The sequence below is a fragment of the Actinoallomurus oryzae genome (genome assembly GCF_039541955.1).
GTDB lineage: Bacteria > Actinomycetota > Actinomycetes > Streptosporangiales > Streptosporangiaceae > Actinoallomurus > Actinoallomurus oryzae.
In genome coordinates this window covers 128,697-144,888 of sequence record NZ_BAABHF010000026.1, presented here as the reverse complement: position 1 = coordinate 144,888, position 16,192 = coordinate 128,697, and the positions used below count along the sequence as shown (strand labels likewise).

Annotated in this window: 12 protein-coding genes; 6 read left to right on the top strand and 6 right to left on the bottom strand. The window is 73.2% G+C overall.

Annotated elements, in window-relative coordinates; translation table 11 throughout:
• Positions 1-55: 55 nt before the first annotated feature.
• Positions 56-1,705, bottom strand: a complete 1,650-nt coding sequence (locus ABEA10_RS26140; RefSeq protein ID WP_345468514.1) for a beta-N-acetylhexosaminidase — start codon at positions 1,703-1,705, stop codon at positions 56-58.
• A 373-nt stretch (positions 1,706-2,078) separates the two neighbouring features.
• Between ABEA10_RS26140 and ABEA10_RS26135 the strand changes: the two genes are divergently transcribed.
• Positions 2,079-2,765, top strand: a complete 687-nt coding sequence (locus tag ABEA10_RS26135; RefSeq protein WP_345468512.1) for a dienelactone hydrolase family protein — start codon at positions 2,079-2,081, stop codon at positions 2,763-2,765.
• A 20-nt stretch (positions 2,766-2,785) separates the two neighbouring features.
• Here the strand turns inward: ABEA10_RS26135 and ABEA10_RS26130 are convergent, their stop codons facing one another.
• Positions 2,786-3,670: a phosphotransferase family protein gene (locus ABEA10_RS26130; RefSeq protein WP_345468510.1), complete on the bottom strand. Its 885-nt coding sequence runs from the start codon at positions 3,668-3,670 to the stop codon at positions 2,786-2,788.
• Positions 3,671-3,842: 172 nt separating this feature from the next.
• On the opposite strand from ABEA10_RS26130, the gene ABEA10_RS26125 reads away from it, so the two are divergent.
• The gene (locus ABEA10_RS26125) at positions 3,843-6,503 is read left to right on the top strand and encodes a methyltransferase domain-containing protein (protein ID WP_345468507.1); all 2,661 of its coding nucleotides are present in this window, start codon (positions 3,843-3,845) and stop codon (positions 6,501-6,503) included.
• Positions 6,503-8,059 carry a glycosyltransferase family 39 protein gene (locus ABEA10_RS26120; RefSeq protein ID WP_345468505.1) on the top strand — a complete coding sequence of 519 codons (1,557 nt, stop codon included), beginning with the start codon at positions 6,503-6,505 and terminating at the stop codon, positions 8,057-8,059. The genes ABEA10_RS26125 and ABEA10_RS26120 overlap by 1 nt, the downstream gene beginning before the upstream one ends.
• Before the next feature lie 54 nt (positions 8,060-8,113).
• Here ABEA10_RS26120 and ABEA10_RS26115 read toward each other — a convergent pair whose 3' ends face one another.
• Positions 8,114-9,130 (bottom strand): class I mannose-6-phosphate isomerase, encoded by a 1,017-nt coding sequence (locus ABEA10_RS26115; RefSeq protein ID WP_345468503.1) that lies wholly within the window; start codon positions 9,128-9,130, stop codon positions 8,114-8,116.
• A gap of 79 nt (positions 9,131-9,209) precedes the next feature.
• Between ABEA10_RS26115 and ABEA10_RS26110 the strand changes: the two genes are divergently transcribed.
• Together ABEA10_RS26110 and ABEA10_RS26105 are read left to right on the top strand one after the other, a co-directional pair.
• Positions 9,210-10,025: a phosphotransferase gene (locus ABEA10_RS26110; protein WP_345468501.1), complete on the top strand. Its 816-nt coding sequence runs from the start codon at positions 9,210-9,212 to the stop codon at positions 10,023-10,025.
• A gap of 131 nt (positions 10,026-10,156) precedes the next feature.
• Positions 10,157-12,190, top strand: coding sequence for a phosphocholine-specific phospholipase C (locus tag ABEA10_RS26105; RefSeq protein WP_345468499.1), 2,034 nt, complete (start codon positions 10,157-10,159; stop codon positions 12,188-12,190).
• Positions 12,191-12,243: 53 nt separating this feature from the next.
• Here ABEA10_RS26105 and ABEA10_RS26100 read toward each other — a convergent pair whose 3' ends face one another.
• Entirely contained in the window at positions 12,244-13,083 is an 840-nt protein-coding gene (locus ABEA10_RS26100) for an SAM-dependent methyltransferase (protein WP_345468496.1), read from the bottom strand.
• A 222-nt stretch (positions 13,084-13,305) separates the two neighbouring features.
• On the opposite strand from ABEA10_RS26100, the gene ABEA10_RS26095 reads away from it, so the two are divergent.
• Positions 13,306-14,094: a putative protein N(5)-glutamine methyltransferase gene (locus ABEA10_RS26095; protein WP_345468494.1), complete on the top strand. Its 789-nt coding sequence runs from the start codon at positions 13,306-13,308 to the stop codon at positions 14,092-14,094.
• 51 nt (positions 14,095-14,145) lie between these two features.
• Here ABEA10_RS26095 and ABEA10_RS26090 read toward each other — a convergent pair whose 3' ends face one another.
• Positions 14,146-14,796, bottom strand: coding sequence for a YHS domain protein (locus ABEA10_RS26090; RefSeq protein WP_345468492.1), 651 nt, complete (start codon positions 14,794-14,796; stop codon positions 14,146-14,148).
• 160 nt (positions 14,797-14,956) lie between these two features.
• Positions 14,957-16,144, bottom strand: a complete 1,188-nt coding sequence (locus ABEA10_RS26085; protein WP_345468489.1) for an MFS transporter — start codon at positions 16,142-16,144, stop codon at positions 14,957-14,959.
• Positions 16,145-16,192 lie beyond the last annotated feature (48 nt).

The window sequence follows — 16,192 nt, the reverse complement described above, 5'->3', positions numbered from 1 at the left end:
CGGATCCGTAACTCGCCGACGCCCGGGCGCCGCTCGCCCCGCCGGTCGGGGCGGCTCACGAAGCGGTCATCGGCCAGGGCACCTGCGGTGATCGGTAGTAGTTCACCGACAGCGCCGACCAGCGGGGGCCCTGGGCGGCGAGACGCAGCCGGAAGTCGCTCCACGCCCGCGCCGCCCGCGGCGACCAGCCGATCTCGGCGATGGCCGGCAGCCGCGGGAACGCCATGTAGTCGATGTCGTCGTCGGTGACGATGGTCTCCGACCACAGCGGGGCCTCCACGCCGAGGACGTCCTTTTCGGTCACGCCGTCGACCAGCGAGGCCGGGTCCCAGTCATAGGCGTCCCGGACCTCGACGAGACCGGCCCAGTCCTGCCCCAGCCGGGTGTTCTCGTCGTACTTCATGTCGAGGTAGGCGCGGTTCGCCGGGGACATCACGACCTTGGCGCCCTGGGCGACGGCCTCGCGCACGGTCCTGGTGCCGCTCTCCGAGCCCGTGGCGGTGTTCCAGTACTGCGCGACCGACCCGGCCGGGAGCCGCCCCGCGCCGATCTCGTTCCAGCCCGCCATCTTCTTGCCGTGCGCGGTGACGATCGGGCCGATCCTGCCGATGTACGTCGCGTAGTCGGCGGCCGTCGTGCTGTGCGCCTCGTCGCCGCCGATGTGGAGGTACGGCCCGGGGGTCAGCCGGGCGAGCCGGCCGAGCACGTCGTCGAGCAGCTCGTACGTCACGGGCTTGGCGATGCACCAGGAGCTGAACCCGACGTCGGTACCGGTGTAGAGCGGCGGCGCCTTGTCGTCGCAGTTGAACCTGGCGTACGAGGCGAGGGCGGCGTTGGTGTGACCGGGCCCGTCGATCTCCGGGACGACCGTGATGTAGCGCTCGGCGGCGTAGCGGACGATCCGGGTGTAGTCGGCCTGCGTGTAGTAGCCGCCCTTCCCGCCGCCGACCTCGGTGCTCCCGCCGTAGGAGGCCAGGCGCGGCCAGCCGTCGATCGCGATGCGCCAGCCCTGGTCGTCGCTCAGGTGCAGGTGCAAGGTGTTGATCTTGTACAGCGCGGCCAGGTCGATGTAGCGCTCGACCTGACCCACCGTGAAGAAGTGCCGGGCGACGTCGAGCATCGTGCCGCGCCACGCGAAGCGCGGGGAGTCCTCCACCCGCACGCCGGGCACGGTCCACGGGCCGCGCTGGACGGTCGACGCCTCCACGGCCGGAGGGAGGAGCTGGCGGAGCGTCTGGACGCCGCGGAACAGGCCCTCCGCCGTGCCGGCCTCCAGCCGCACGGACGTCCTGCTCACGGCGAGGCGGTAGGCCTCGCCCTGCTCCCGGCCGGACAGGGCCAGCGAGATGACGTCGTGCGCGGCGCCGCCGGCGACCACCGGCAGGCGGTAGCCCGTGGAGCGGCGCAGGATGCCGGCGAGGTAGGTCCCGGCCGTACCCGATCCGGGCCGCGCGACGATCCGGGTGGCGCGGGTGAGGGTGAACGTCACTCCGGGGACGGCCCGCACCGACGAGGGCTCCGGCACCAGACGCGGCGCGGCGACGTGCGGGGTGGCCGTGGCCGGCCGGGCGGTCGCGGGAGCGCCGGGGACGCAGGCGAGGGCCGTGGCCGCCGCCCCGGCGGCCAGGACACGGCGTCCGCGGTCGGTGCGCCCGGCGAGAGTGCCGCCGGGACGGCCGGACCGGGCCGGTGGTGCACCTGCCACGCGAACCTCCGCTGGGAACGGGCGGCCCGCGCGGGCCGCGTGCGCCCGGGCCCCCGCCCCGCCCGGCGGTGCTCGGCCGACGTTTGTTAGGAAGGCTTCCTATATGCCCCGCGACGATAAGGAAACTCTCCGACCGCGTCAAGACCGTTCTTCGCCGACCATCCTAACCATCGGTCATGACGCGCGTCAGGACGCGCCCGCCTTCGACGAGGGTGGAACCGGCGCGTACGCCGTCGGACATCGCGGACGACCCGGCGCTCCCACCGGCAACGGCGATCGCGTACCGCGAGGCGGCCCCCGGCCGGTGAGCCGGGCGACGGGTGCGGCGCGACGAGGCGTAGCGTCGAAGGTACGGCGAGTTCGGAGGTCGGACATGAACGCGGACATGAACACCGTCGAGGAGAACCGCCACATCCCGGTCGCGGACGTCATCCTGGAGGCCGACGTCGTCGTCCCCGCCCAGGCCCGCGGGGTGGTGCTGTTCGCGCACGGCAGCGGGAGCAGCCGGCACAGCCCCCGCAACCGGCACGTCGCGAGCGTGCTGCGCGAGGCGGGCCTGGCCACCGTCCTGGTCGACCTGCTCACCCCGGCGGAGGAGCAGCGCGACGCCTGGACCGCCGAACTCCGGTTCGCGATCGGCATGCTCGCCACACGCGTCGCGGCACTGGCCGACTGGGTCTCGGCGTTCTCCCGCACCGAGGGGCTGGGCATCGGGCTGTTCGGCGCCAGCACGGGTGCGGCGGCCGCGCTCGTCGCGGCGGCGGAGCGGCCCGAGATCGTCCAGGCGGTCGTCTCCCGGGGCGGACGGCCGGATCTCGCCGGGGAGTACCTGCACCTGGTCCGCCAGCCCACGCTGCTGATCGTCGGGGAGAACGACCCGGCCGTCATCGACCTGAACCGCCGGGCGCTGCGCGAACTGCCCGGCGAGGGGCGCCTGGAGATCGTCCCGGGCGCGTCGCACCTCTTCGAGGAGCCCGGGGCACTGGAGCAGGTGTCGTCGCTGGCCCGCGACTGGTTCCTGCTGCACCTGCGGCCCGTGGCGCACGTCGTCGGGAGCTGACGCCCCCGTGTCGGCCGCCGTCACAGCTCCGACAGCGCGATGGCGACCCAGTGCTCGAAGCGCCCGTAGCGGTCGGCGACCTCCTGCGTGCGCGGGAGCGGCATGTCCAGGATCGCGTCGGCCGCGTCGGTGAGGTCCCAGTACGGGTGCCGCAGATCCCGGCCGGACGCCTCACGGTAGGCCTGCTGGAACCGCGCGGCGACCTCCACCCCGTACTCGGCGGCCAGGTTGAGCCGCATCCGCGCCAGGTCGATCCCGTACGGCCCGTGGCTGCCGGTGGTCCAGTCGACGATGCCGGTCAGGCGGTCGCCGGACCACACCGTCTGGCCCGGATGGAAGTCACGGTGGATGAAGCCCGAGGGCGTCTCCGGCGCGTCCCCCGCCAGGGCGGCGAACACGCGCTCCCACAGCTCGGGGCCGGCCGACCACTCCGGCGGGCGCCGCTCACCGCGTACGGCCGGGTCGTGGTACGGGGCGTACGGGGGCAGCGCGGTGTCGAGCGGCACCTCGTGGACGCGCGCCATCGCCTGGGCCATCGAGGCGAGGAAGCCCGCCATGTCCCAGGGCCGTACGGCGGGACGGCCGGGCACCCGCGTGGTCAGCAGCGCCGGAACGTCGCAGATCCGCCCGTACGGGTCGGCGGCGAGCAGACGCGGCGCGGGCACCTCGGTGTCGTCGAGCAGCTCGAGCACGGCCGCCTCGTTGGCCGGGACGTACCAGGGGTCCGAACGCAGCCGCTCGGCGTCGTGGAAGCGGCGGACGACGAGCCGCCGCGGTGGTTCGCCCGCGTCGACGGCGTGCAGGGTGGTCGAGCGGATGCCCATCGAGCGGATCGAGGAGATGCGCCCGCCGACCACGTCGCGTACCCAGCCGAGCACCGTCTCCGGCGGATGCGGAGATGCCATCTACCCGTCGGCGGTGAGAAGGCCGAGTGCGAATACCACCGGTACGCCCGCCCTGGTGACGTCCATGTGCCCACCTTCTTCCCCGTCGATACTCCGGCGTCTCCTGCTGGACACCGTCCGTTCGCCGAACACGGCTAGCGTCGCTGGGCCACATCCGACGACAAGAGGCTCAATGGCTAATTCCGATCGCATCTCCGAGGTCTACAAGGGCGAGATCTGGGCCGAAAGCACCCAGCAGGTCGCTCGTGATCGTATCGACTGGCTCGTCGCGCAGGCCACCGGAGACGTCCTGGACATCGGTTGTTCGCAGGGCATCGCCTCGATTCTGTGCGCACGGCGCGGGCTGACCGTCATCGGGGTGGACGTCCAGGCCGACCGTGTCGAGTACGCGAAGGCGGAACGCGAGAACGAGCCGGAGGACGTACGGGCCCGGCTGGACTTCCGGCTCGCCGACGGTACCGCGCTCGACTTTCCCGACGGGTCGTTCGACACCGTTCTCATGGGCGAGATCGTCGAGCACTCCCCGGACGCCTCGCCGCTGCTCGCCGAGGCGGCCCGGGTGCTGCGGCCGACGGGCCGGCTCGTGCTCACCACGCCGTTCGGGCTGAGCCGCCACCACGACCACTACGCCACCTTCTACGTGGACTCCCTGGTGCGCCTGCTCGCGCCCCACTTCACCGTCGAGGAACTCGACATCGTCGACCGGTACCTGCGTGCCGTCGGGCGGCCGGGGGCGATGGCCGACCCGGACGGTCTGGTCATCGCGTCGCAGCCGCTCATGGAGCGGGCGCTGATCGCGATCCAGGAGGCGGTGCAGGACGAGAAGGAGCGGATGCGCCGCTACGACATCGCCATCGCGCGGTACGAGCAGGTCAACGCGCGGATGAAGAACCTCGAGGCACGGCTGGCGCACCAGTCCTACCGCACCGAGTACGTCACCTGGCAGCTGAAGTCGGCCAAGTCGCGCAAGTGGTGGCGGCTCGGCGAGGCGCTGTGGAGCGCCAAGCGCCCGGCTCAGGCGCTGCGGCTGCCCAGGAACGTCGCCACCGCGCTGCGGGCCGCGCCGCGGCTGGAGGAGCCCAAGCCGGAGACGACGGCGGGCTCACCGGACCTGTCGGGCCACTACTCGGCGATCAACATTCCCGAGGTGCCCGTCCCGGACGGGCCGGTGGCGCGCGACATCAAGGTCGCGGTCATCCTCGACGTGTTCTCCACGGGCGCCTTCCGGTACGAGTGGCAGCAGGTCGCCTTCGGCCCGGACGACTGGCGCGAGGTGCTCGAACGCGAACGGCCGTCGCTGCTGTTCGTCGAGTCGGCCTGGCACGGCAACGACGGCCGCTGGGCCACGATGATGAGCGCGGCGGGCGCGCCCAAGCAGCCGGTGCGCGACCTGGTCGCCTGGTGCAAGGCGCAGGGCATCCCGACGGTCTTCTGGAACAAGGAGGACCCGCCGAACTTCGACCGGTTCATCGAGACGGCCAAGCTGTTCGACCACGTCTTCACCGTGGACGCCGACTGCGTCCCGCGCTACGTCGAGGCGGTCGGCCACGACCGCGTCGCGCTGCTGCCGTTCGGCGCCCAGCCGCGCATCCACAACCCGGTCGCGGTGCCGGGCGGGCGCAGGCACGAGGTCGCGTTCGCCGGGACGTACCACGCGAAGAAGTACCCCGAGCGCGCGGCGCAGATGGAGACGATCCTCGGCCCCGCCCGCGAGTTCGACCTGCACATCTACAGCCGGATCTCCGACGACCCGGACTTCGCCTTCCCGCCCGAGTACACCGACCACATCGTCGGCTCGCTCCCGTACGAGCGGATGCTCGCGGCCTACAAGGCGTACAAGGTCTTCCTGAACGTCAACTCGGTGACCGAGTCGCCGACGATGTGCGCCCGGCGGGTGTTCGAGCTGTCCGCGTGCGCGACGCCGGTCGTGTCGGGCCACTCCCGCGCGCTGGAGAACGTCTTCGGCGACCTCGTCCGCCTGTCGTCCACGCCCGAGCAGACCACCGAGGCGCTCGTGGAGCTGATGAAGGACGCCGACCTGCGCGACCGTGTCGGTCACCTGGCCATGCGGGAGGTCTTCGCCAAGCACCTGTACGGCCACCGGGCCGAGACCGTGCTGGCCGCCGCCGGGGTGTCCGCGCCCCGCCGCGAACGCTCCATCTCGGTGATCCTGCCGACCAACCGGCCCGACCAGATCGACCACGCCATCGCCCAGGTCGCCGCCCAGGACCACCGGCCGCTCCAGCTCGTCCTCGTGCTGCACGGGATGCCCGCGGACGGCGTGGGGGCGCGGGCGCGGGCCGCCGGGCTGGAGGACGTCGTCGTGCTGTCCGCCGACGCCTCTCTCACGCTCGGCGCGATCCTCAACCTCGGCATCGACGCCGCCGACGGCGCGTACCTGGCCAAGATGGACGATGACAACCTCTACGGGCACCACTACCTGAGCGACCTGGCGTACGCCTTCGACTACACGACGGCGGGCCTGGTCGGGAAGGGCGCGCACTACTGCGAGATGCGCACGCACGGCGTCACGCTGCTGCGCTTCCCGCACCTGGAGCACACCGAGGCCGAGCTGATCCAGGGCGGCACGATCCTGGCCGACGGCGACGCGCTGCGGAAGCTGCGCTTCTCCGACCTGCCGCGCGCGGTCGACAGCGACCTGCTGCGGCGCGCGCGGGCCGAGGGCGTCGGGATCTACTCCGGTGACCGCTTCAACTTCGTGTCCGTGCGCGGCGACCGTGAGGCGCACACCTGGAAGGTGAGCGACGCGGAGTTGATGCGGCACGGGCGCGTCGCGTTCCACGGGCCGGCCGGGGAGCACGTGCTGTTCTGATGCTCGACACCGCTTCCGAGCCGGTCGCCGAGCGGCGCGCGGCGCCCGCCTGGCTTCCGGCGGTCGTTCTCGGCGCCGTCCTGACGCTGCTGTACGCCGTGGTACTGCTGTGCGACCTGTCCGTGCCGCAGCCGGTCGACCACAGCCGCTACATGGACGCGGCCCGGTCATTCCCGTCACGGCCGAAGGACCCGATCTTCGACCACCAGTACCTGCGCATCGGGCTGACCGGGCCGACCGCGCTGGTCATGAAGGTGTTCGGGTACTCCGAGGTGACCTACCACGCCTTCCCCGTGGCGGCGGCGCTGCTGCTGTTCGCCTCGGTGTACGCGATCGGCTGCCTGCTGTTCGGGCGCCTCGTCGGCGCGCTGTCGGCGGCCGTGCTCGGCTGCGTGGGGATCGTCGTGGTGGCGGGCACCGAGCTGCTGCCGGACCTGCCGGCGACGGCGCTGTTCACCGCGGCCGTGGCGCTGACGGTCGCGGTGCGCGAGGGGCTGCTGCCCTGGCGTCGCCTCTGGCTGGTCGTCATCGGCGTGCTGCTGGGGTGGAGCTATCTCACGCGCGAGTTCATCGTGTTCGTCTGGCCGCTGGTGCCCGCGCTGCTGTGGCGGCGGATCGGGCGGTGGGAGTGGCTGTGGGGGTTCGTGCCGGTCGCCCTCACCGGGATCGGCGAGACGGTGCTCAACGCCCACCTGTACGGCGACCCGCTCGCACGGCTGCACGCCGGGTCGGGGCTCGGTGACCTGCCCTCCCGCCCGGAGGTCGCCAGGACGTTCCACAATCTGCCGCTGTGGGTGTACCTGTGGCGGCTCCCCCAGCAGCTCGGCCGCCTGGCCGAGGCGCCGGGGATGCTGCTGCTGCTCGCGCTGACGGTCGTGGCCGGGGCGTACGTCGCCGTCCGGCTGGTGCGCCGCACGTCCACGCTCCCCGAACGCCGGGTGGGCGTGTTCGCGCTGTGGCTGATGCTGCTGTGGGTGCCGCTCACGCTGGAGGGCGGCGTGCTGAACCCCGCCCACCCGAAGCTGCGGCTGCAGCTGCTGCGCTACTGGTACCCGATCTTCCCGGCGTTCGTGCTGGGCGGCATCGCCGCGCTGTGGGTCGCCGTCCGCGCGCTGCGGCCGACCGGCCGCCGGCGGGCGGGCGCGGTGGTCTCGTGCGTCGCGGTGGCCACGGCCGCGCTCGCCGTCGTCGGCCGGCCCGGCATGCCGGGCTGGATCGGGTCGGACCGGGTCCGTTCGGACGCGCTGCCGGAGTTCCGCTCCTGGCTGGCCCGCTCCCCGGCGCGGACCGTGTGGGTGGACGTCAAGCTCTTCCGGATCCTGCCGATCTACTTCGTGACCTCGACGGGCCACCGGATCCGGCACGGGCGCATGCGCCCGATGACCTCATCGGCCCGGCCGCCGTCGGGCGACTACGTGGTGGTCTACAGCGTCGGCAGCGACGCCTGCCCGCGCTGCGGCGACGCCGCGCGCGCCGTCCTGCCCTCGGTGCCGCCGACGTGGCGGCCGGTCATGACCAGCCACGACCACCTCCTGCACGTGTGGCGGGTGGGCTGACCGGATACCGGTCAGCCTCCGCTCGTGCTCTTCCTTCGAAAGGTCACTGACGCGTTACACCGGCGGGCGGCAGCGGATCGCGGTGACCTCGCCGCGCAGCACGCACTCGCCCGAGGCGTACGGGACCAGCAGCGTGTGACCGGCGCGCACCTCGACCGGCTCGGCGTGCGCGGACTCCAGCGTGCCCGCCCCCTCGACGACCACGACGACCGAGAAGGCCGGGTCCAGCACGCTGACCGGGCCGGGCCGCAGGCGCTCGGCGGCGAAGAAGGCGTCCGCGGCCTCGGGGAACAGCCGGTCGACGCCCGGGCGTACACCATGGCCCGCGCGGCGGGCCCGGCGCAGGTCCTCGATCCGCCCGGCGTCCCAGGAGGCGCGGTCGACGCAGCGCAGCGCCTGGTCGAACCCGAGCCCGAGGTGACCCGCGTCGGCCTCGATGTCGTAGCCCTCCCACTCCAGCAGGACCGAGAAGTCGGTGGGCTCCTGGACCTCGACGAGCAGGATGCCCTCGCCGATCGCGTGCGGCACGCCCGCCGGGCAGAGGACGGCGTCCCCCGGCTTCACCGGGACGCGGTTCGTCGCGTCCAGCATCGCGGCCACCCGCTGGCCGCCGACCCAGCTCGCGAGCTCCTCCGGGTCGACGTCCCGCGCGAACCCGAGGTGCACGGCGGCGTCCGGCGCGGCGTCGACGATGACCCACGCCTCCGTCTTGCCGTACGGCGAGGCCAGGTGGGTACGGGCGAACGCGCGGTCCGGGTGGACGTGCAGCGGCAGCCGCTCCCCCGCGTCGAGGAGCTTGACGAGGATCGCCGGGTCCGCGCCGTGCGCGGCGACGTGCCCGGGGCCGAGCCACCGCTCGGGGTCCGCGGCGATCGCCTCGGCGAGGGTCCGCCCGTCCGGCAGCGTGCTCAGCCCGGCGGGCGCCGCGCCGGCGCGCGCGGTCACCGACCCGATCCAGTCCTCGGGGTGGTACGCGTCGGCCGGCGCGGCGTCGCCACGAAGGCGTTCGATGCGGCCCGCGCCCCGATAGAACGAACGCGGCATGTTGGCGGAAAGCATGATAGGTCGCACGAGCCCATCCTCCTACGCTCCCAACAGGAGGATCGTCTTCGGGTGGGCGACGTCGGCAGGAGACGGGGATACTGGCGCCGTGGCGGATGACGGTGACGAGCCGCTCGCCGGCGGGCGGATGACGCGGGGCGTCCTGCGCCGTGGGGAGCGGGTGCTGCGTCCCCTGGGGCCGTGGTCGGAGGCGGTCCACGAGTACCTCCGCCATCTGGAGAGCGTGGGATTTCCCGGTGCTCCCCGCGTCCTCGGCGTCGAGGGAGACCGCGAGGTCGTGACCTACCTGGACGGGGAGGTGGCCGCCGATCCGAGCTGGCAGCCGGGTCGCGGGCACCGCCTTCCCGCGCCCGCTCGCGGCGATGAGGCGCTCGTCGCCGCCGGACGGCTCGTCCGCGACCTCCATGAGGCGTCGCGGGGGTTCCGCCCCCACCGCACCGGCTACCGCTTCCACCCCTGCCCGCCTCGCCCCGGCCAGATCGTCTCCCACGGCGACCTCGGCCCCTGGAACACGGTCTACCGCGACGGCCGGCCCGCGGCGTTCATCGACTTCGACAGTGCGGGACCGGTCGATCCCGTGGACGAGCTGGCCGCGGCCGCGTGGGCCTTCGTGCCCCTGGCGCCCGATCGGCGCCTGCGCGAGGCCGGGTTCGACCCGATCCCCGACCTGCCGCGCCGGCTGCGCCTGTTCGTGGACGCCTACGGCCTGCCCGACCGCCGCGCCGTCCTGCCCGCCCTGCGGCGCAGCGTCCTGGCCGGCGCGGAGCGCATCGCCACGTGGCCGCTGTCCCCGGCCGAGACGGCCGCCTCCCTGGAGTACCTGGCCGGCGAGCTCCGCTGGCTCCACACCGTGGCCCCTGCCCTCGAACGCGCCCTCGGCGGGCGGGCCGGCGCCGGCCCGTGAGCGCGTCGCGGGACATGACGATCAAGGTTGGCCCAGCATTCCCTGCCCGTTTCCCCGCCTGCCGCGCATCGTTGCCGGGCGCTTGAGAGCACTGTCTCGCCCCACCGAGCCGATTTCTGAGGCAGGCTGTCATGACCGGCATCAACCGGCGAAGATTCATGCAACTGGCGGGCGGCACCGCTGCGGCGTCCGCGCTCTCCACCAGCATCGCCCGCGCCGCCGAGATCCCCGCGAACCGCCGCACCGGCACGCTGCACGACGTCGAGCACATCGTCGTCCTGATGCAGGAGAACCGTTCCTTCGACCACTACTTCGGCACGCTCCGCGGCGTACGCGGCTTCGGCGACCCGCACCCGGTGACCCTGCCGAGCGGCAAGCCGGTCTGGTACCAGTCCGACGGAACGCGGGACGTACTCCCCTTCCGCCCCGAGGTCGACGACCTTGGCATGGTGTTCCTGCAGGACCTGGACCACAGCTGGAACGGCGGGCACGCCGCGCTGAACCAGGGCCGCTACGACCGGTGGATCCCGGCCAAGACCGCCACGACGATGGCGTACTTCACGCGCGAGGACATCCCGTTCCACTACGCGCTGGCGGACGCGTTCACGATCTGTGACGCCTACCACTGCTCGCTGCTCGGGCCGACCGACCCGAACCGCTACTACATGTGGAGCGGATACACCGGCAACGACGGCAAGGGCGGCGGCCCGGTCCTCGGCAACGACGAGCTGGGTTACTCCTGGACGACCTATCCCGAGCGGCTCGAGCAGGCCGGGATCTCCTGGAAGATCTACCAGGACGCGGGCGAGGGCCTGGACGCCACGGGCTCGTGGGGCTGGACCCAGGACGCCTACATCGGCAACTACGGCGACAACTCGCTGCTCTACTTCGACCGGTACCGCGGCGCGAAGCCGGGCGACCCGCTGTACGACAAGGCCCGCACCGGCACGAACGCCAAGGGCGGCCAGGACTTCTTCGAGATCCTCAAGGCCGACGTGTCGAGTGGGCGGCTCCCGCAGATCTCCTGGATCGTCGCGCCCGAGGCGTTCACCGAGCACCCGAACTGGCCCGCCAACTACGGCGCCTGGTACGTGTCGCGGATCCTCGACACGCTGACCGCCGACCCTGACGTGTGGAGCCGCACCGCCCTGTTCATCTGCTACGACGAGAACGACGGCTTCTTCGACCACGTCGTGCCCCCGTACGCTCCCGGGGACCAGGCCCGCTCGACCGTGGACCTCACCGGGGAGCTGTACCGGCCGCCGGCCGGGGACGGGAACGCCGCCGGGCCGTACGGCCTGGGCCAGCGGGTGCCGATGTTCGTCGTGTCGCCGTGGAGCACGGGCGGCTGGGTCGACTCCGAGGTGTTCGACCACACCTCGATCATCCGGTTCATGGAGCGGCGCTTCGGCGTGCGCGAGCCGAACATCTCGCCGTGGCGGCGCGCGGTGTGCGGCGACCTGACCTCGGCGTTCGACTTCGGGCGTACCGCCACGCGGGTGCCCCGGCTACCCGACACCAGCCGCTACACGCCGCCCGACCGCGACCGGCACGACGACTACGTGCCCAAGCTCCCGGCGAAGCCGGCGCTGCCGCGGCAGGAGCCCGGCTCGCGTCCCGCCCGGCCGCTGCCGTACGACCTGGCCGTCGACGGCCGGGTCGCCGCCGGCGGCCTGCGGATCGACTTCGCCAGCCGCGGCACGGCCGGGGCGAGCTTCCACGTGACGTCGGCGACGCACACGGACGGGCCGTGGACCTTCACCGTCGGTGCCGGCCGGCGTCTGTCCGGCGAGTGGACGCCGGGCGCGTACGACGTCACGGTGCACGGCCCGAACGGCTTCCTGCGACGGCTGCGGGGCCCCGGGACGGCGGGCCCGGAGGTGTCCGCGCGCCACGACGGCGCGGTCGAGCGGGTGCGGCTGGTGCTGACCAACGCCGGGAGCGCGATCGTCCGTCTCACCGTCGAGGACGCCGACGGACACACGTCCGAGTACCGGATCCGCCCCGGCGGCAGCGCGACGCACGAGGCGCGGACACGCGTCAGCCACGGCTGGTACGACCTGACGGTCACCTCCGACCAGGACAAGACGTTCCTGCGTCGCCTCGCCGGTCACGTGGAGACCGGCCGGCCCAGCGCGAGCGACCCCGCGCTCGGCGCCCGCTGAGCCTTCTCCGAGCGGCACCGCCCCGGGTGCGGGGCGGTGCCGTGGCCTTCCGGTCAGGGCTTGCGGCCGACCGCGGCGACGGCGAGGCGGAGTACGGGGTGCTCCTCGGCCGAGTCCTCGGTGCCGTTGGGCCGCCAGTCGGGCACGCGCACCAGGCCCGGCTCGACCAGTTCGAGGCCGTCGAGGAACGCGCGGACCTGGTCGGGGGTGCGGAAGAAGCCGCGGCCCATGCCCTGGCGCATCGCGGCCTCGGCGGCCCTCTCCCCGGGCGTGCCCACCTCGACCAGGTGGTGGAGGAAGACATGGCTGCCGGACGGGAGCGGCGCGACCAGACGGGCGATGAGGCCGCCCGGATCCTCCTCGTCGCTGATGTAGTGGACGATGCCGCAGAGCAGCAGCGCGACGGGCCGGTCGAAGTCGATCTCGGCACGCAGCTCGGGCGCATCGAGCAGCCGCTCGGGTTCACGCAGGTCGCGGTCGACCACGGCCACGCCGGAACTGCCGGCCAGCAGCGCCCGTGCATGGGCCAGGACGATCGGATCGTTGTCGACGTAGACCACGCGCGTCTCCGGGGCGATGCCGCGGGCCACCTCGTGCACGTTCCCCGCGGTGGGCAGCCCGGACCCGATGTCGATCAACTGGCGGATGCCGGCCTCGCCGACCAGGTAGCGGATCGCCCGGCCCAGCACCATCCGCTGGGCACGTACGCCGAGGTGGACCTCGGGCAGGGCCTTCTTGATGTTCTCGCCCAGCTCGCGGTCCGGGGGAAAGTTGTCCTTTCCGCCGAGAAGGTAGTCATAGACCCGGGCGATGCTCGGCCGGGTGACGTCGACTCCCTGCGGCAGTCGCCCTCCGGCATCGGTCGTCCACCCGCCGCCCCCCACACCCGTCACGGCGCACCCTCCTCCGAAATGTCCAAAAGATCATGAATCGCGCCAGCTTAGTCCTCGGAGCCGGGTCGCGCCGCTCCGCGGCCGGGTCCGGTAATCTTGCGGTCTCCGGCGACCGAGGAGGTGAGCCCCATTACCGCCAGAGCAGGCCGGGCGCTCTCATCTGCCTCGACTCGCCTCGGATAGGTGACGCGAGGGCGCCCTCACCATTGGAAAGGCGCTCTCATGACCTCCCCTCTCTCCCCCACCGCCGTCGTCACCAGGCTCCGCGCCGCAGGCTGCGTCTTCGCCGAGGACGAGGCGCGGCTGCTCGTCTCCGCCGCGCGGACGCCGGACGACCTCACCGCCATGGTCGAACGCCGGGCCTCCGGGCTGCCGCTCGAGCACGTCCTCGGCTGGGCGGAGTTCTGCGGCCTGCGCGTCGCCGTCGACACCGGCGTCTTCGTGCCCCGCCGCCGTACCGAGTTCCTCGTCCGCCGGGCCGTCGCGCTGGCCCGCGAGGCGCCCCGGCCGCTCGTCGTGGTGGATCTGTGCTGCGGATCGGGCGCGGTGGGGCTCGCACTGGCGGCGGCGCTGGCCCCGGTCGAGCTGCACGCCGCCGACGTCGACCCGGCCGCGGTGCGGTGCGCCCGGCGCAACCTCGCGGGCACGGGCCGGGTCCACGAGGGCGACCTGTACGAGCCGCTCCCCGATGCGCTGCGGGGACGCGTCGGCGTCCTGGCCGCGAACGTGCCGTACGTGCCCACCGACGAGGTCGCGCTGCTGCCGGCGGAGGCGCGCGAGCACGAGGCGCGGGTCGCCCTCGACGGCGGCGCCGACGGTCTCGACGTCGTACGGCGCGCGGCGGCGGGGGCGCCCGCCTGGCTCGCGCCCGGCGGCCACCTGCTCGTGGAGACGAGCGAGCGTCAGGCGCCGCTCGCGGCCGCGGCCTTCGGCCTCGCCGGGCTGCTGCCCCGGGTCACCACCTCGGAGGAGGCGCACGCCACGGTGGTCACCGGCACCCGCCCGTCGTGAACACCGCGCGCCCGCGCCGGCCCAGACCACGAGTGACCGGCCTGACCCGCGTCACCGGGCCGGCTCTCCGGCCAGCCTGCCGATGAAGTGGCGGCGGCAGCCCGGGCTGCAGAATCCGTAGGTCGTGCCCTCGTGTTCCAGGATCGCCACCATGTCGCTGGCGACCATGCCGCACACCGGGTCGACCAGCGCGTTGGGATCGTCCGGGACCGGGACGTCGGTCTTGGCGTCGCTGATCATCTCCATGAGCTCCGTCTGGCCGACGACCCGGCCGAACACTCCGTATCCACCCTCCGGCACGCCGATGACATGGACTTCGACGCTCGGCTCGCGGTGGCAACGCTCAGGCTCGGGGTCGGCCTGGGCGAGCGCCCGGGTGATGGCGGCGATGAGGAACGGGCTCATGGGCTTGCGCCAGGGGCCGGGTACGTACACGCGTGCCACGTGGCGGGGCGGCTCGGCCGGGGTCAGCGCACGCCCGCCGGCGATCCAAGTGCCGATCTCGTGCACGACGACGTGGTTGATCGATTCGAGGAGGTCGAGGACCCCGGGGTTGGCGCTGGAGCCCTCGGCGGCGCCGATCACATCGCGGATGGCGTCCACATGGGTCAGCAACCGCTTCATGGTGAGGCTCTCGGCGAGCCGGCGTAGCTGTTCGTCGCTGTACGTCCCGCGTGGGACGAACAGCTCGAGGAACATCATCCCAGATCCTCCGCGCTCGGCTGAGTCGGCGCTGGTCACGCGCCTCGAACGTGCTCCGCCCCACAGTAGCGCGACGACGTGTCAGATCACCGTCAACCGAGTGTCAGCCGCCGGCCGGCCGACGCGCGCCGATCGGTGTTCCGGACGCGCCGCCGGCCGGTCACGGGTTCACCGTCTCGGCCTCCCGGTGCGGAGCGGCCTCCTGCCGGGGGCGCAGGACGCCGGCCGTGACGGCGGCGGTGACGCAGAACGCCACGGGCAGGAAGAACGCGACGTTGAGCGGCATGAGCCGGGTCAGCGGGCCGATGACCGCGGGACCGGCGAGCATGCCGAGGTAGCCGATCCCGGCGACGCGGGAGACGTTGGTGGCGGCGGCGTCCCGATCGGCGTGCCCGGCGGCGCTGAACAGCTGGGGCACGCAGCCGGACAGTCCGGCGCCGAACACCGCCCAGCCCGCCAGGGCCAGCGGGACCCAGGGCGAGAGTGCGGCGGCGGTCAGGCCGAGCGCGGCGGCGGACGCCCCGCGCCGGAGCACGGCCGCCGGGCCGACGCGTGCGGTCACCCGGTCGGCGACCAGGCGGCCCGCGGTCATGGCGGCGGAGAAGGCGCCGTATGCGAACGCGGCGGTGGAGGCGGGCGCGTCCAGCACGTTGCGCAGGTGAAGCACGCTCCAGTCGTTCGCGACGCCCTCGCACAGCATGATCATCAGGGCGAGCGCGGCCAGCGTCCAGATGTGCCGCGGCGTCCGGCGCCGCGTCCGTACGGGCGTGGCCGCCTCCGGCGCCCGGGGCTCGGCCCGCAGCAGCGCCGGCGCCGCGAGCGCGGTGGCGGCCAGGCCGAGGGCGGCGACCGCGCCGAGCGACGTCGCGGGGCTCCAGCCCCAGCTCAGCGTGCGGGCGCCGACGAGCGAGGCGAAGACGCCGCCGATCGAGTAGGTGGCGTGGAAGGCGGACATGACGGGCCGCGGGTAGCCGCGCTCGACCTGGACGGCGTGGGCGTTCATGGAGACGTCCAGGGCGCCGTTGCCGAAGCCGTACACGACCAGCGCCACGGCGAGCGTCCCGGCGCCTGCGGCCAGGCCCGGCAGGACCACGGACGCGGCGCAGAAGCAGGCGCTGAGCGGCACGACGGTACGGGCGCCGAAACGGTCGGTGAGCGGGCCGGCGACCTGCATCCCGGCGAAGGCTCCCGCGCCGAGCACCAGCAGGAGCCAGCCGAGCACGGCGTGGTCGATGCCCACCCGGCGCTCGATGCTGGGGATGTGGACGACCCACATGCCCATCAGGAAGCCGTTCAGGGCGAAGTAGGCGAACGTGGCCAGCCGGCCGGCCCGCAGCGATCTCTCCATGCTGCGAACATAACGAACATCTTTTTTGTTCGAAAGGCTGTTTTTCAC

Bases quoted from the DNA above. Each gene is read 5' to 3' on its own strand.
- ABEA10_RS26135 (WP_345468512.1), top strand. From the start codon at position 2,079: ATGAACGCGGACATGAACACCGTCGAGGAGAACCGCCACATCCCGGTC.
- ABEA10_RS26130 (WP_345468510.1), bottom strand. From the start codon at position 3,670: ATGGCATCTCCGCATCCGCCGGAGACGGTGCTCGGCTGGGTACGCGAC.
- ABEA10_RS26125 (WP_345468507.1), top strand. From the start codon at position 3,843: ATGGCTAATTCCGATCGCATCTCCGAGGTCTACAAGGGCGAGATCTGG.
- ABEA10_RS26120 (WP_345468505.1), top strand. From the start codon at position 6,503: ATGCTCGACACCGCTTCCGAGCCGGTCGCCGAGCGGCGCGCGGCGCCC.
- ABEA10_RS26105 (WP_345468499.1), top strand. From the start codon at position 10,157: ATGACCGGCATCAACCGGCGAAGATTCATGCAACTGGCGGGCGGCACC.
- ABEA10_RS26095 (WP_345468494.1), top strand. From the start codon at position 13,306: ATGACCTCCCCTCTCTCCCCCACCGCCGTCGTCACCAGGCTCCGCGCC.
- ABEA10_RS26090 (WP_345468492.1), bottom strand. From the start codon at position 14,796: ATGATGTTCCTCGAGCTGTTCGTCCCACGCGGGACGTACAGCGACGAA.
- ABEA10_RS26085 (WP_345468489.1), bottom strand. From the start codon at position 16,144: ATGGAGAGATCGCTGCGGGCCGGCCGGCTGGCCACGTTCGCCTACTTC.